This window comes from Vibrio aestuarianus, assembly GCF_012395185.1.
Taxonomy (GTDB): Bacteria; Pseudomonadota; Gammaproteobacteria; order Enterobacterales; family Vibrionaceae; genus Vibrio; species Vibrio aestuarianus.
Genome location: NZ_JAAZTU010000007.1, coordinates 54,278 through 68,784 on the forward strand (window position 1 = coordinate 54,278; position 14,507 = coordinate 68,784).

Annotated in this window: 16 protein-coding genes and 1 other RNA gene; 4 read left to right on the forward strand and 13 right to left on the reverse strand. The window is 43.2% G+C overall.

Annotated features, from left to right (window positions below; all coding sequences use genetic code 11):
- The 5 genes from HGG78_RS04655 to rsmI all read right to left on the reverse strand — a co-directional run bounded on the left by HGG78_RS04655 (window position 1) and on the right by rsmI (window position 4,628).
- Window positions 1-1,731: a penicillin-binding transpeptidase domain-containing protein gene (locus HGG78_RS04655; RefSeq protein WP_172532214.1), complete on the reverse strand. Its 1,731-nt coding sequence runs from the start codon at window positions 1,729-1,731 to the stop codon at window positions 1-3.
- Window positions 1,728-2,045, reverse strand: a complete 318-nt coding sequence (gene ftsL, locus HGG78_RS04660) for a cell division protein FtsL (protein ID WP_172532215.1) — start codon at window positions 2,043-2,045, stop codon at window positions 1,728-1,730. Before ftsL ends, HGG78_RS04655 begins: the two co-directional genes overlap by 4 nt.
- Window positions 2,046-2,048: 3 nt before the next feature.
- Complete coding sequence (rsmH, locus tag HGG78_RS04665; RefSeq protein WP_172532216.1) at window positions 2,049-2,999, reverse strand: 16S rRNA (cytosine(1402)-N(4))-methyltransferase RsmH; 951 nt, start codon at window positions 2,997-2,999, stop codon at window positions 2,049-2,051.
- A 251-nt stretch (window positions 3,000-3,250) separates the two neighbouring features.
- Window positions 3,251-3,654, reverse strand: an RNA gene (gene rnpB, locus HGG78_RS04670) — RNase P RNA component class A.
- Between the two features lie 107 nt (window positions 3,655-3,761).
- On the reverse strand, window positions 3,762-4,628 hold the full coding sequence (gene rsmI / locus HGG78_RS04675; protein WP_053310773.1) for a 16S rRNA (cytidine(1402)-2'-O)-methyltransferase: 867 nt from the start codon (window positions 4,626-4,628) through the stop codon (window positions 3,762-3,764).
- A 69-nt stretch (window positions 4,629-4,697) separates the two neighbouring features.
- Between rsmI and HGG78_RS04680 the strand changes: the two genes are divergently transcribed.
- From HGG78_RS04680 to HGG78_RS04695, 4 genes are read left to right on the forward strand one after another with little or no spacing between them, the layout of a single operon-like run.
- Window positions 4,698-6,503 carry a penicillin-binding protein activator gene (locus tag HGG78_RS04680; protein ID WP_172532249.1) on the forward strand — a complete coding sequence of 602 codons (1,806 nt, stop codon included), beginning with the start codon at window positions 4,698-4,700 and terminating at the stop codon, window positions 6,501-6,503.
- Window positions 6,448-6,858: a YraN family protein gene (locus HGG78_RS04685; protein ID WP_168521082.1), complete on the forward strand. Its 411-nt coding sequence runs from the start codon at window positions 6,448-6,450 to the stop codon at window positions 6,856-6,858. The genes HGG78_RS04680 and HGG78_RS04685 overlap by 56 nt, the downstream gene beginning before the upstream one ends.
- A gap of 3 nt (window positions 6,859-6,861) precedes the next feature.
- Window positions 6,862-7,452: a phosphoheptose isomerase gene (locus tag HGG78_RS04690; protein WP_053310771.1), complete on the forward strand. Its 591-nt coding sequence runs from the start codon at window positions 6,862-6,864 to the stop codon at window positions 7,450-7,452.
- A gap of 3 nt (window positions 7,453-7,455) precedes the next feature.
- A complete protein-coding gene (locus tag HGG78_RS04695) occupies window positions 7,456-8,025 on the forward strand; it encodes a BON domain-containing protein (RefSeq protein WP_168786542.1) in 570 nt (189 codons plus the stop codon).
- 80 nt (window positions 8,026-8,105) lie between these two features.
- Here HGG78_RS04695 and sspB read toward each other — a convergent pair whose 3' ends face one another.
- The 8 genes from sspB to zapE form a co-directional block, all read right to left on the reverse strand.
- Complete coding sequence (gene sspB / locus HGG78_RS04700) at window positions 8,106-8,579, reverse strand: ClpXP protease specificity-enhancing factor (RefSeq protein WP_172532217.1); 474 nt, start codon at window positions 8,577-8,579, stop codon at window positions 8,106-8,108.
- A gap of 9 nt (window positions 8,580-8,588) precedes the next feature.
- Window positions 8,589-9,224 carry a stringent starvation protein SspA gene (gene sspA, locus HGG78_RS04705; protein WP_053310768.1) on the reverse strand — a complete coding sequence of 212 codons (636 nt, stop codon included), beginning with the start codon at window positions 9,222-9,224 and terminating at the stop codon, window positions 8,589-8,591.
- Window positions 9,225-9,323: 99 nt separating this feature from the next.
- Entirely contained in the window at window positions 9,324-10,061 is a 738-nt protein-coding gene (locus tag HGG78_RS04710) for a cytochrome c1 (RefSeq protein WP_053310767.1), read from the reverse strand.
- Entirely contained in the window at window positions 10,058-11,323 is a 1,266-nt protein-coding gene (locus tag HGG78_RS04715) for a cytochrome b (protein WP_053310766.1), read from the reverse strand. Before HGG78_RS04715 ends, HGG78_RS04710 begins: the two co-directional genes overlap by 4 nt.
- 2 nt (window positions 11,324-11,325) lie before the next feature.
- Window positions 11,326-11,919: a ubiquinol-cytochrome c reductase iron-sulfur subunit gene (gene petA / locus HGG78_RS04720; RefSeq protein WP_053310765.1), complete on the reverse strand. Its 594-nt coding sequence runs from the start codon at window positions 11,917-11,919 to the stop codon at window positions 11,326-11,328.
- A gap of 334 nt (window positions 11,920-12,253) precedes the next feature.
- Entirely contained in the window at window positions 12,254-12,646 is a 393-nt protein-coding gene (rpsI, locus tag HGG78_RS04725) for a 30S ribosomal protein S9 (RefSeq protein WP_010318040.1), read from the reverse strand.
- Window positions 12,647-12,661: 15 nt separating this feature from the next.
- Complete coding sequence (gene rplM, locus HGG78_RS04730) at window positions 12,662-13,090, reverse strand: 50S ribosomal protein L13 (protein ID WP_053310764.1); 429 nt, start codon at window positions 13,088-13,090, stop codon at window positions 12,662-12,664.
- A 234-nt stretch (window positions 13,091-13,324) separates the two neighbouring features.
- On the reverse strand, window positions 13,325-14,428 hold the full coding sequence (gene zapE, locus HGG78_RS04735; protein ID WP_168521076.1) for a cell division protein ZapE: 1,104 nt from the start codon (window positions 14,426-14,428) through the stop codon (window positions 13,325-13,327).
- Window positions 14,429-14,507 lie beyond the last annotated feature (79 nt).

The window sequence follows — 14,507 nt, forward strand, 5'->3', positions numbered from 1 at the left end:
TTATTTTTGGAATCGATTTTCATCAGGAGCAACATTGAGAATTTGCAGTGCTCCTTTCATTATTTCAGCAAATACAGGGCCGGCAACCGAACCACCGTAATATTGATCACCTTGTGGTTCATTCACCATCACCACTAATGACACCCGTGGGTCACTAACCGGCGCAACACCTGCGGTATAGGCGAAATATTCATCGCCATAGCCACCGGAAATGGCTTTACGAGATGTACCCGTTTTGGCTGCAATCCTGTATCCAGGAACGGCTGCTTGTGTCGCGGTTCCACCGGGTTGAGTTACCATTTCCAGCATCGCTAATACTTTTTTAGCATTGTCGTGATCAACCACTTGGTGAGATAAATCTTGCTGGTTATTTTCAATAATGTGGATCGGTTGATATTTGCCGTAATTGCCTAACGTGGCGTAAGCATGAGCAAGCTGAATTGGCGTAATGGATAAGCCGTAACCAAACGCTAAGGTCGCGATTTCAAATTTTGACCAACGACGACGGTTCGGAAATATGCCTGCCGTTTCACCCACTAAATTCAGGCCAGAGACTTCACCTAACCCGACTGAATTATACATGCCAAGCAGTGCTTCTAACGGCATATCCAAAGCCAGTTTAGTGACCCCCACGTTACTCGACTTTTTCAAAATGGTCGCTAAGTTTGCTTTACCCACCTTTGAAGTGTCGCGAACTCGGCTACCACCAATTTGCAAAATACCATCACCAGTATCGATGATGGTATTTTCATCCGCGGTTCCGTTTTCTAATGCGGCTAATACCACGAACGGTTTGACGGTTGAGCCTGGCTCAAAAGCATCGGTAATGACGCGGTTACGCATCTTAAAGCTTTGCAAATCAGAACGATTATTCGGGTTGTAGGAAGGCGCATTAACCATCGCCAATACCGCCCCAGTTTTCACATCCAATAGAACCGCAGATGCAGAAGTCGCACGATAATCCGCTACCGCCTGTTTCACTGCGCGAAAAGCAATCGCTTGTAAACGTTGATCGATTGTCAATTCAAGTGGTTTGCCTTCTTCACGCTCTTCAAGCGAAATATTTTCTACCACGCGACCATAACGGTCTTTACGAATAACTTGCTTGCCCGCTTCGCCGGTTAACCATTTATCATAACTGCGCTCAACGCCTTCTAAGCCATGCCCGTCAATACCGGTTACACCAATTAAATGCGCACTGACTTCACCTGCAGGATAGTAACGACGTGATTCGGCCTTTAAGCCCACTCCTGCCAGCTTTAATTCTCGAATGTATTTCGCCATTGCCGGACTAACTTGACGCTGTAAATAGATAAAACGACGCGACTGATTACTTTCAATTTTTTTCAGTAATTCATCACGCTTAATACCCAACACATCCGCTAGCGCATACCAACGATCACGCTCAACAAGCCCACCAGCTTTAAAAATAGCAACAGGATCTGCCCATACCGCTTCAACTGGTACGCTGACAGCCAATGGCTCACCATTACGATCAGAAATAATGCCACGCGCTGATTGTAACGTTTTAGCACGAACCGAACGCATATCCCCTTCGCGGATCAAATTATCAGGTTCAATCACTTGAATGAATGCCACTCGACCAACAAGCAAAGCAAACGCGCAGAAAACAAAAAATAAAATCAGGTAAAATCGCCATTGGATTAAAATGGGAGAGGCTTGTTTTTCTTGACGTGGTGCAGGTTGAGCCTTGGTTTTACTTTTCTTCATTTGAGCGTAATCACCACTTCTTTATCCGAGTCAGGGCGCTTCATCTCTAGATCTTGTTTAGCTAGGCTTTGTACTCGACTATGCTCAGCCAAGGCCGTTTCCTCAATGATCAAATTACGCCACTCGCTATCAAGTAGCTCCCTTTCGACCAGAGCCTGATCTTTTTCTGAAATCGCTTGTCTCGAATGATGAGTGATAAAAACCACTCCCATCGCACTGCTAAAAATCAGAGCAAGCAAAATAAGCGGCACTCGACCAACCGTTAATAGGTCAAGTGCAATCAATTTTGCTAGGTTGGGATTCGACTTAGGCATGAATTACAATTTTTCTGCGACTCGAAGTACAGAACTACGTGAGCGCGGGTTGAGTTCGACTTCTTCTTTTGTCGGCATGATGGCTTTACCCACATTTTTCAAGTTTGCAGAACCCAATGCCTGAATTTGCACCTCAGTCAATGGAAGCCCATGCGGCACTTCTGGGCCCTTGCTCTCTTTACGAATAAAACGCTTCACCATGCGATCTTCTAATGAATGGAAACTGATCACCGATAAACGACCTTGAGGAGCTAAAATTTTGGCCGCGCCTTTTAATGCCGTATCGATTTCTTCCAATTCGCTATTGATATAGATACGAAAAGCTTGGAATGAACGAGTCGCAGGGTGTTTTTTCTCTTTAAAGCTTTTTGGTGCTGCATCAGAAATTAACTTAGCCAATTGACCAGTTCGTGTCAGCGGCTCTTTTTCTTCATCTTCACGGTGCGCAACAATTGTTTTCGCAATACGACGAGCATGTTTATCTTCACCAAACTCACGAATAACCCACGTAATGTCGTCCAAATCAGCTTGTGCAAGCCATTGAGAGACAGGAATACCTGACGTTGGGTCCATACGCATATCTAATGGGCCATCTTTCATGAAGCTAAAACCACGTTCAGCATCATCAAGTTGTGGTGAGGAAACGCCTAAATCAAGCAATACTCCATCAACTTTACCCACTAAATCATAGCGCTCCGCGTACTCTGCGATACCAGAAAATGGCCCGTGAATAATGGTAAAGCGCGGATCATTAATTTTACCAGCTTCAGCAATGGCTTGTGGATCACGGTCAATACTGTATAGACGACCGTTTTCACCCAATTTAGACAGAATGGTGCGACTGTGACCACCGCGTCCAAAAGTACCATCAATGTATATGCCATCAGGTTTAATGGCGAGGCCATCAATGGATTCGTTAAGTAGTACAGAAATATGTTGGAAAGGTTCAGTCATCGTTGTCTCATCAAGCTAAAGCTGGAATATAGCAATCTACTAACAGGTAAATTCTGCTAACGCGTAATTTTACTCAGCGCAAGTTATTTACGAAAACGCATGATATCAGTGTACTGATTTCACGCGCTATCGCTACCACTTGCGCTAGGAATCACGTGATATTGCGCTAAGTTTATTGCTTACGAAATAATTTTCGTCAATAAAAAGCAAAAAACCCATCATAACCACAAGTGTTATGATGGGTCTCGTATAGGTGGAGTTGACGTATAAGCCGGGTTCTGTTCCGCTTGCGCGGCAGTAGCCATTCGTCTAGGCCAGCAATCGCTCACTGGCTCAAGCAACCTACCCGCTTCCTTACGCGAGCAACGCAACGTGGAAGCCTATTTGGTCTTGCTCCGGGTGGAGTTTACCTTGCTACGAACTGTTGCCAGACGCACGGTGCGCTCTTACCGCACCCTTTCACCCTTACCTGTTCCCATTCCGAAGAAATTGGGCCATCGGCGGTCTTCTCTCTGCTGCACTTGTCGTAGGCTTGCGCCCCCCAGGCGTTACCTGGCACCCTGCTCTATGGAGCCCGGACTTTCCTCCCCTCCATCAGTCTCCCCAGCACAAGGCTAAGGGACATCAATGAAGCAGCGACTACCCAGTCAACTCCGAGGGCGGATTGTATAGAGAAAGGTATGCAGTGTCTAGGCTGAAACGATTTAAGCCATTAATTTGAGTTTAAGTGTTCAAATATTCATCATCGACGTGTAATAAACGTTATGACTGAAAATTCTCAAGCCCCCATTTATACAGAGCGTTCTTTTTCAAGTTATAAATTTCAGCCGTCAAAGCTGCTGCTTTCTTTAAAGGCAACTCTTTGCTCAAAATGGTTAGCGTTCTTAGTGCCTCATCGGGCAATTCGTCGTTCGCATTTTCTCGGTGACCATGGATAAGCAGCACCATTTCACCACGTTTACGGTTTTCATCTTCGTTGATCCACGGGATCAATTCCCCTAACGGTAACCCTTGGATCGTTTCAAATGTTTTGGTTAGCTCTCGCGCTATCACCACTTCACGCTCTGGGCCTAAAATATCCAACATATCTTGTAAAGATTCAGTGATTCGATGCGGTGATTCATAGAAAATACAAGTGCGCTCTGCTTTCGCTATCTCTAAAAACTTGTCTTTACGGCCTTTACTTTTCGGTGGTAAGAAACCTTCAAAACTAAAGCGGTCAGAAGGCAAACCAGAAGCGCTCAATGCTGTTATTACCGCACATGCACCGGGCAATGGCACAACTCTAACACCTGCTTGACGACATTGATTGACAAGATGGTATCCTGGGTCACTGATAAGTGGCGTTCCCGCATCCGAAACCAATGCGATAGATTGCCCCGATAATAATTTATCGACTAACACTTGTGCTTTTTGTTGTTCGTTGTGATCATGCAGGGCAAAGGTTTTAGTTGGGATATTGAAGTGAGCGAGAAGTCTGCCTGTATGGCGTGTGTCTTCCGCAGCGATAACATCAACACTTGAAAGTACCTCGATGGCACGCTGGGTAATATCGCCCAAATTGCCAATTGGCGTAGGAACAATGTAGAGAGTTGGGATCTCTGCTGGCAAGGTTTTGCTATCTGTCATTTGTTTACCATCACTTCAACGATTAATATAGAGACAATTTTACACGGAATAACGAAAGAACTCATGGCTATGAAGAACCATCCGAGACTCAGTGTACCACGCTTACTCACTCCCGTTGCATTAGCAATGGCTTTGGCGGCTTGTTCGTCTAATCCTTCAGCACCGACTTCTGTGGATATCACTCAAGATCCAATGCAGTCAGCGCAAAGCTACTTGATGCAAGCTGATAGCAGCCAAGATTCACTGCAAAATGATTTGTTGATCATGGCACTTAAAGCCACCATCAACGAAAATAATAATGAGCAGGCTCAACTTTTAATCAAGCGTATATCAAAGCAGTCGTTGTCCGAAGCGCAGCAAGCAGAATGGCAATTAGCACGAGCACAACTATTCATTAATGATGAACAATTAGAGCAAGCTCTGTCGCAACTTAATTTCCAAGCATGGTGGAAACTAACACCAGAGACCTGGGCACAATATCACCAAACACGTGCCGATATTTTTACCGCCCTTGGGCGTCCTTTTGATTCCAGCCGCGAACTGGTCGCTCTCGCAGACTATGTTGATAATGCTCAGCAAGAAGCGATAGCCGATCAGATCTGGCTTAATCTCAATCATTACAACACCAATACCATCACAACACTCACTACCGATGTGAGTGAAAATATCCTAGATGGTTGGTTGCAACTTGCTGTATATATGAAAACATTGAACGGCAATATTCCGCAATTAAAGAACACGTTAGAACAATGGTTGGCAGAAAATAGTACGCATCCAGCAGCAATTTACACTCCTAAGGCCATTCAAGATATTTTGTCTTTAGAGATCATAAAACCAACCAACACCGCATTATTACTGCCGCTATCGGGTAAGTTTGCTAAGCAAGCACAACTGATCCGCGATGGCTTTATTATGGCGATGATGAATGACAAAGATCGTGATACCAACGCCACGTTAACTGTGATTGATACCCATGCTGAAGATGCGGCAGATATTGATGCTCAACTGATTGAAAAGAATATCGACTTTGTCGTAGGGCCATTGATTAAAGCCAATATTGAAAATCTGCATAAATTGCAGCAAGCACGTTTAGCATCCATTCCAACACTTGCATTGAATATACCGGATCAAGTGGAAGAAGGCGTAAATACATGCTATCTAGCTCTATCACCAGAACAAGAAGTGGAACAAGCCGCTAAATACCTCTTTAGTCAAGGCTATCAATACCCACTTATTCTGGCGCCTCAAGGTAATTATGGGCAACGCGTAATCGAGGCATTCAATAGCGAGTGGCGCAAATACAGTAAAAACAAAGTAGCGGTCAATCTATTTGGTGATAAGCGACAACTGCAACGTAATATCAATACCGTTTTTGGGTTGCAAGATAGCCAACAAAACATTGCACAAATGGATGCGCTGGTGGGGATTGACCTAGAAAGTCAACCTCGTAGCCGTCGTGACATTGATTCTGTGTATATCGTTGCTAACAGTGCTGAACTTACTTTAATCAAGCCATTTATCGAGGTGGCAATTAACCCAGATGCAACGCCACCGAAGTTATTTTCTAATTCCCGTAGTAACAGTGGCAGCAAACAATATGAAGATCTAAGTGGTGTCACTTACAGTGACATTCCATTACTGATCCATCCAAATCCTCAGCTAGATAGCCAAATGAATCAATTGTGGCCAAAAAATTCTAACACCGAGCGACGCCTACAGGCGCTAGGAATGGACGCTTATCAATTAATGGTAGAATTACCGCAAATGAAAGTGGTCGAAGGATATAGCATTCAAGGAAAGACCGGCACACTGAGCATCAATGACCAATGCATTGTGCAAAGAGAAATCAGTTGGGCTGAGCGTAGTGCTCTTTAGCCGTCGAGCATTAGGCCAACACTATGAAACCACAGCAAAGCAATATTTGCAGCGCTGTGGTTTGAGTTTTATAGAACAAAACTTCACGACCAAAACGGGTGAAATTGACCTTATTATGCGCGAAAAAGAGACGATCATATTCGTCGAAGTGAAGTATCGAAAGAACCAGAACCACGGACATGCCGCTGAAATGGTGACTGCAGCAAAAATGACCAAGTTAGTAAAAACAGCAAACTTATGGTTGCTCAAACATGGGCTCTCGCCTTATGACACAGATTTTCGGTTCGATGTGATAGCGATTCATCATAATGATCAGCATATCGAGTGGATTAAAAACGCAATTACTCAAGGATAATCGATGCTAGACAGCATTAAAGATAGTTTTACAGAAAGCATTCAAATTCAAATTGCGGCAGCGGAAGCACTACCGGATGCCATTACCCATGCAGCGCAAGCAATGGTGGCGACACTGCTCAATGGTCATAAAATTTTATGCTGTGGTAACGGAGGCTCTTCTGCAAACGCGCAACTTTTTGCCTCGTGTTTACTCAACCGTTTTGAAACCGAACGTCCAAGCTTACCTGCTATCGCTTTAACGGCTGATAATACTACGCTGACCGCTGTCGCCAATGACTACCACTACCAAGAAATATTTTCTAAACAGGTTCGCGCATTTGGACAACCTGGTGATATTTTGTTGGCAATATCCACCAGTGGTAACAGCAAAAACATCATCAAGGCGATGGAAGCCGCCGTTACACGAGACATGACTATCATTGCACTAACTGGTAAGGATGGTGGTGAAATGGCAGGACTATTAGGCGAAAATGATGTCGAAATTCGTATTCCATCGCAACGTACAGCTCGCATTCACGAAGTTCATATGGTCACTCTACACTGTTTGTGTGATTTAATTGATCAAGTGCTCTTCCCTGCTCACGAGGAATAGACAATGAAAACATTAAAATTTTCACTCATGCTACTACTGAGCTTTGCTGTATCTGGTTGTGCTGGCGTTATTATTGCTGGCGCAGCAACAACAGCAAATATAGTAACCGACCCACGTACCACTCAAGAAATTTGGAATGATAACAATATCGAATTTGAAGTCGCAGGCATTGCCAATAAAGCGCCATTCAAGGGAAAAACTCGCATCACTGCAAGTTCGTATCAAGGTACGGTTATATTGATGGGGCAATCAGAGACATCTGAGTTACTGAGTGATTTTGAGAAGAAAGCGCGTGAAACAAAAGGCGTTAAAGTCATTCACAACCAAGTTCGGATAAAAGCGCCTTTGTCGCTTGGGGAAATCAGTAACGATAGTTGGATCACCACCAAAGTAAAATCTTCCTTATTGGCAAATTCTGAATTGAACACCATCAAAATTAAAGTAATCACAGAAAACAGAGAAGTATTTTTGCTCGGTTACGTATCGGCAGAACACGCTGAGCTTGCCACAGACATTGCCCGAAATATCTCTGGGGTAAAACAAGTAATAAAGGCTTTTCAATACAGTGAATAACCCGCATTTAAAGCAAATATTAGGATGAAAAAAAGCAGCGAAAATCGCTGCTTTTTTGTATTGATAACCTAGAAATTAGCTTACTTAATAACACGAAGACTAGGCTTGCCTCTTGGACGAGAAGCTTCTTCGGTTGTCATTGATTCACCTGAATCAGAAATAACGTCAAACGTTAACCCTTCATCTTCAGAAACATCTGACATACCAGACTCAATAGCATTTATGTACGCATCTTCTGGTTCAAACATGGTCCCTGCACCGTTTTCACGAGCATAAATTGCTTGTACCGCATACAAAGGAACAATTACCGAATGTGGTCGTCCACCGAAGCGAGCATTAAAGGTAATCGCATCATTACCCAGCTCAAGGTTACCAATCGCTCTTGGTGCTAGATTTAGGATGATTTGTCCATCTTGTACAAATTCCATAGGAACACGTACACCATCAAGGGTTGCATCAACAACCACATGAGGAGTCAGCTCATTTTCTAGCAACCAATCATAGAATGCGCGTAGCATGTATGGTCGGCGAGGGGTCATTTGGGCGATATCCATCAAACTACCTTAACGAACCAAACGCATCTCACGTTCAGCTTCCGTCAACGAAGCCAAGAATGAATCACGTTCAAATACACGATTCATGTAGATTTTCAGCTCTTTAGAACCAGGACCGATCAACTCAATACCTAATTCAGGTAAACGCCACAATAAAGGTGCGAGATAACAGTCAATTAAGCTGAACTCTTCGCTCATGAAGTATTCATATTCAGCAAATACAGGACCAAGAGTTAGTAGATCATTGCGCAACTTATTACGTGCAGCTTCTGACTCTTCAGCATTGCCTTTAACTACTTTCTCAGCAAGTGAGTACCAGTTTCTCTCGATACGGTAGATCATCAAACGGCTATTACCACGAGCAACCGGGTAAACAGGCATCAATGGTGGATGAGGAAAACGCTCATCTAAATATTCCATGATGATCTTTGAGTCATAAAGCGCGAGCTCACGATCAACAAGAGTTGGTACTGTCTTATATGGGTTTAGCTCGATAAGCTCAGCAGGTAAATTAGCTTCATCCACTAATTCAACCTCAACACTGACACCTTTTTCCGCTAGAACAATACGAACCTGATGACTATACATATCAGATGCACTCGAAAATAGCGTCATCACAGAACGTTTATTGGCAGCTACAGCCATGGAGCCCTCCAGCACACTTACAGAAATAAAAACAATGGAGGCTAAGCCTCCATTGATGATTCAATAAAAATCAGAAATTAGCGCCGCATAATAGCACAATTAGTGCACATCGCGCCAATATTCTTTCTTAAGCATTACAACGACAATGGTAAATAGCACTAAGAATGCCATTACCCACCAACCAAGTGATTGACGCTCTAACTTAACGGGCTCCGCTGAATAGTCCAAGAAATTAACCAGATCACGAACCGCCTGATCATACTCGCTTTGGCTCAGTTCACCTGTACCATCAGACTGAGTCCCGACAACCACTTCAACTTCTTCACCATCAACTTGGTGCGTCCCGTAGACTGGCTGAGGTATGCCTTGCAGTTCTTCAAGCACATGTGGCATACCCACGCTTGGGAACACAATATTGTTCACACCAAATGGACGGCTAGGATCAGCATAGAAAGAACGAAGATAAGTGTATAACCAATCTGTTCCACGAACTCGAGCAACCAAGGTCAAATCAGGTGGTGCAGCACCAAACCATTTTGCCGCAGATTTATCAGGTATCGCATTCTCCATCAGTTGGCCAATTTTCGCATTCGGATCAAAGATTAAACTTTCCTTCATCAGATCCGCTGGAATACCCAAATCTGTTGCCACTCGCTCATAACGCTGGTATTGCGTCGAGTGACAACCAAAGCAGTAATTCATAAACAGCTTGGCACCATTTTGCAGCGATGCTTGGTCGGTTAAGTCATTATTTGCTTTATCAAGATGTACGTTAGCTCCTGCAGCCAAAGCTAGAGATGGCAGCATTGCAAACAAAATTACAATCCACTTTTTCATTTAAATGTCACCCTCTCTGGTAATGGTTTCGTTGCTTCATTTTTACTGTAGAAGAACAACAGAACGAAGAACATGAAGTAACCAACGCTAAATATACGTGCAAGCAATGTATAAGTTGCTGTCGCAGGCAACGCACCTAAAACACCTAACGCAATAAAGCAGATAGTGAACTGAATAATGTTGATTAAGTGGATCTTACTACGATAGCGGTAAGAGCGAACTTTACAACGATCAAGCCAAGGCAATAGGAAAAGCACAACAATAGAAGCGCCCATGGCAACCACACCAATTAGCTTATCTGGTACTGCACGCAAAATGGCATAGAACGGGGTGAAGTACCATACAGGGGCAATATGTGCCGGTGTTTTTAGCGGGTTAGCAGCCTCAAAGTTTGGCGGCTCAAGGAAATAACCACCCATTTCTGGGTTAAAGAACAGTACATAGCAGAAAAGGAATAAGAAGCCTGCGACACCAATAAGATCTTTCACCGTGCCGTAAGGATGGAAAGGCACTGAGTCAATGATGTCGTATTTCTTCGTATAGTATTCATGGAATTTAAATTGTGTTTGGTAACCATCGCCCATTTTGCCTTTTGGCAACTTGGTTTCAATACCATCAGGGTTATTTGACCCCACCTCATGAAGAGCAAGAATATGCAAGACAATCAATAGTAGTAGCACGATAGGCAACGCAATAACGTGTAATGCGAAGAAACGGTTCAGCGTTGCACCAGAGATAACATAGTCACCACGGATCCACAATGTTAGGTCATCACCAATAACAGGGATGGCACCAAACAAAGAAATGATGACCTGAGCCCCCCAATACGACATTTGACCCCATGGCAGTAGATACCCCATGAAAGCTTCAGCCATCAGTACAAGGAAAATCAGCATGCCAAAGATCCACAATAATTCACGAGGCTTTTGGTAAGAACCATAAATTAAGCCACGGAACATGTGCAGATAAACCACCACGAAGAATGCAGAAGCACCAGTAGAGTGCATATAACGCAGTAACCAACCGTATTCGACATCACGCATGATGTATTCAACAGAAGCAAAAGCACCTTCACCCGACGGCACATAGTTCATGGTCAACCAAACACCAGTAACCAACTGGTTAACCAGCACCAACATGGCTAATGAACCAAACAAATACCAAAAATTGAAGTTTTTCGGCATTGGGTATTCAGAAAGGTGTTTTTTATACGCGTTCATTGCAGGTAAACGCTTTTCTACCCAATCAAGTAAGACTTGCATTATTAGGCCTCCCCTGTTTCGTCAATACCAATGACAATACGAGTATCGCTGAGGTACATATATTTAGGGATAACGAGGTTTAATGGCGCTGGAACGCCTTGAAAAACCCGGCCAGCCATATCAAATTTAGAACCATGACAAGGACAGAAGAAACCTGATTTCACGCCTTGAACTTGTTCACTAAAAGAGTCAGGTAAATAGCTTGGTGAACAACCAAGGTGGGTACAAATACCAACAGCAACAAAATACTCAGGCTTTATTGAGCGGTAAGCATTTTGAGCATAATCTGGTTGTTGTTGCTCTCCCGATTGAGGATCTCGAAGTTGATTTTCAATCTCTTTCAACCCATCAACAACAGATTGAGATCGACGAACAACCCATACAGGCTTGCCACGCCACTCGACACGGACCATTTGCCCTTCTTCAAGCTTTCCGATTTCAACTTCAACAGGGGCACCCGCGGCTTTTGCTCTTGCACTTGGGTTCCAAGATTTAATAAAAGGAACGGCGACAGCAGCTGCACCTAAACCACCAACAACAGCTGTTGTTGCGGTTAAGAAACGTCTGCGGCCGTTATTTAAAGGCGCATTGCTCATCCAAACATTCTCCCATTTGCTCCTTGTGGATTATTGTTATTCCGCTTATAAGAGCATGGCTAACAAAATACGAATCTAGTTGTATTTATTTGATGGCAAATGATAAATAAAACCCTACTTTTTGACAAGATAAAGCTACTTTTTTGTAACATTCGTGAAGTAAATCGCACGTGACGTCACAAAAGGGGCATTAAAGATTAATAACTAAATGATGTGATTAGAGAAGTGAATTTTTGTTTACGCTAAAAAAACAAAAAAGCTCGGTATAAATACCGAGCTTTTTGAATCGCAATTCCCAGTAAAACTGGAAGCGTATATCTTCTGATATAAAAGATTAACGCTTAGAGAATTGTGGTTTACGACGTGCTTTACGTAGACCAACTTTCTTACGTTCAACGCAACGAGCGTCGCGAGTAACGTAGCCAGCTGCACGTAGAACAGGACGTAGTGATTCATCGTATTCCATTAGAGCGCGAGTGATACCGTGACGGATAGCACCTGCTTGACCAGAAATACCACCACCTTTAACAGTGATGTATAGATCTAGTTTCTCTGTTAGTTCAACTAGCTCAAGAGGTTGTTTAACAACCATACGAGAAGTTGGACGACCAAAGTAAACATCAAGGCTACGCTTGTTGATTACGATGTTGCCGCTGCCTGGTTTAATAAAAACGCGTGCAGCTGAGCTTTTGCGACGGCCAGTGCCGTAGTATTGATTCTCTGCCATTTTCGAAATCCCCAATTAGATGTCTAGTACTTTTGGTTGTTGAGCAGCATGGTTGTGCTCAGCGCCAGCGTAAACTTTCAGCTTACGGTACATAGCACGGCCTAGAGGACCACGTGGTAGCATACCTTTAACCGCTAGCTCAATCGCCATTTCAGGCTTACGAACAATCAACTTATCAAAAGTGATTGATTTTAAGCCGCCTGGAAATTCAGTGTGACGGTAGTAAGTTTTAGCTGCTGCTTTGTTACCAGTTACAGTAACTTTCTCAGCGTTAACAACGATGATGTAATCACCAGTGTCTACGTGAGGAGTGTATTCAGCTTTATGTTTGCCACGTAGGCGAGATGCAATTTCACTTGCTAGACGGCCAAGGGTTTTACCCTCTGCGTCTACGATATACCAGTCGCGTTTTACAGTTTCTGGTTTAGCAACGAAAGTTTTCATGCTAATAATAACCCGTTAAATAAAATTTACACTAAAAGGAGCATATTGCTCCCACTGTCTAAGAGTCCAGTCATCACCCCTTCGAGCGCTTGGTGCTCTCGGTCTTATGTTTCAAAGAAACTGACCTGCAGTAACGGTGGGTCGCAGGATTATAGAGAAGTCAGTTGAAAAAATCACCCCTTTTTGAACAAAATCACGATTTTTATTTCAACTTAAGTGTAAGTGCAAAATCCGCTACGCAAGGTGCGGTTTAGCTAAATACTCATGGCTTTGCATTTCAATAAGACGTGATTGACAACGTTTAAACTCAAATTCGAGTAATCCACCAAGATAAAGGTTTTTTAAGTCAACCTCTGCGGAAATAATCAACTTCACTTGACGCTCATAAAATTCATCAACCAAGGCAATAAATCGTCTTGTAGCATCATCAATGGTGCTATCCATCTGTTTTACATTCGCTAAAAGAACAGTGTGATAAATTTTCGATAGTTCTATATAGTCATTTTGACTGCGAGCACTTTGACAAAGTTGCTCAAAAGTGGCGTGAAGTACGCCATCACTCGCTTTAACTACGGATAAAACACGGTGGTTTATTTCGATTTGATTAATAACAGCCTTCCCCTCACCAGTCAGCTGTGAATAGTAAGTCTGCAAATTGTTATCCGCTTTAGCATCTAAAGGGAAATGGTAGATCTCAGCTTGTTTTAAAGTCCTCAAGCGATAATCGATACCACTATCTACATTAAGCACTAGACAGTTGGATTCAATTAAATGAATCGCAGGTAAAAAGCGAGCTCGCTGTAAACCATTACGATATAAATCATGCGGAGGAATATTGGACGTAGCGACCAAAACCATCCCTCTTTTAAACAGAGCCTGAAAAAGTGTGCCGAGTATCATTGCGTCGGTGATATCAGAAACAAAAAACTCATCAAAACAGATAATTTCAACTTCAGACTTAAATTTGTCAGCCACTTTATCAAGAGGCTCTTCAACACCGTCTAGCAGCTTTAGTTCATCATGAACACGGTGCATGAAACGGTGAAAGTGAACACGCATTTTCTTAGTAGTTGGCAATGACTCAAAAAACGTATCCATCAGATAAGTTTTACCCCTTCCAACACCGCCCCAAAAATACAAACCTTTTGGCGGTATGACTTGAGGTGCTTTACGACCTAACAACTTTTGAAATGCTGAAAATGTCACCACTGGTTGGTTAAGATAATCTTGTAACTGGTGATACAGTAAATCTAAAGCATCGACGGCTTGCGCTTGCGCGTCATCGTGCTGAAAACCAAACTTTTCTATATCTTGTCTGTATTTCTGTTTAGGTGTCATAACCGCCTACTGCATCGAATGAAATGGGTACTGATATTTGGCGTATTTCGCTTTATCGACTAGAAGAGTCATAGTAACA

Excerpts from the sequence above, each read along its gene's own strand:
- HGG78_RS04655 (WP_172532214.1), bottom strand. The coding sequence starts at position 1,731 with ATGAAGAAAAGTAAAACCAAGGCTCAACCTGCACCACGTCAAGAAAAA.
- ftsL (WP_172532215.1), bottom strand. The coding sequence starts at position 2,045 with ATGCCTAAGTCGAATCCCAACCTAGCAAAATTGATTGCACTTGACCTA.
- rsmH (WP_172532216.1), bottom strand. The coding sequence starts at position 2,999 with ATGACTGAACCTTTCCAACATATTTCTGTACTACTTAACGAATCCATT.
- rsmI (WP_053310773.1), bottom strand. The coding sequence starts at position 4,628 with ATGACAGATAGCAAAACCTTGCCAGCAGAGATCCCAACTCTCTACATT.
- HGG78_RS04680 (WP_172532249.1), top strand. The coding sequence starts at position 4,698 with ATGAAGAACCATCCGAGACTCAGTGTACCACGCTTACTCACTCCCGTT.
- HGG78_RS04685 (WP_168521082.1), top strand. The coding sequence starts at position 6,448 with ATGACCAATGCATTGTGCAAAGAGAAATCAGTTGGGCTGAGCGTAGTG.
- HGG78_RS04690 (WP_053310771.1), top strand. The coding sequence starts at position 6,862 with ATGCTAGACAGCATTAAAGATAGTTTTACAGAAAGCATTCAAATTCAA.
- HGG78_RS04695 (WP_168786542.1), top strand. The coding sequence starts at position 7,456 with ATGAAAACATTAAAATTTTCACTCATGCTACTACTGAGCTTTGCTGTA.
- sspB (WP_172532217.1), bottom strand. The coding sequence starts at position 8,579 with ATGGATATCGCCCAAATGACCCCTCGCCGACCATACATGCTACGCGCA.
- sspA (WP_053310768.1), bottom strand. The coding sequence starts at position 9,224 with ATGGCTGTAGCTGCCAATAAACGTTCTGTGATGACGCTATTTTCGAGT.
- HGG78_RS04710 (WP_053310767.1), bottom strand. The coding sequence starts at position 10,061 with ATGAAAAAGTGGATTGTAATTTTGTTTGCAATGCTGCCATCTCTAGCT.
- HGG78_RS04715 (WP_053310766.1), bottom strand. The coding sequence starts at position 11,323 with ATGCAAGTCTTACTTGATTGGGTAGAAAAGCGTTTACCTGCAATGAAC.
- petA (WP_053310765.1), bottom strand. The coding sequence starts at position 11,919 with ATGAGCAATGCGCCTTTAAATAACGGCCGCAGACGTTTCTTAACCGCA.
- rpsI (WP_010318040.1), bottom strand. The coding sequence starts at position 12,646 with ATGGCAGAGAATCAATACTACGGCACTGGCCGTCGCAAAAGCTCAGCT.
- rplM (WP_053310764.1), bottom strand. The coding sequence starts at position 13,090 with ATGAAAACTTTCGTTGCTAAACCAGAAACTGTAAAACGCGACTGGTAT.
- zapE (WP_168521076.1), bottom strand. The coding sequence starts at position 14,428 with ATGACACCTAAACAGAAATACAGACAAGATATAGAAAAGTTTGGTTTT.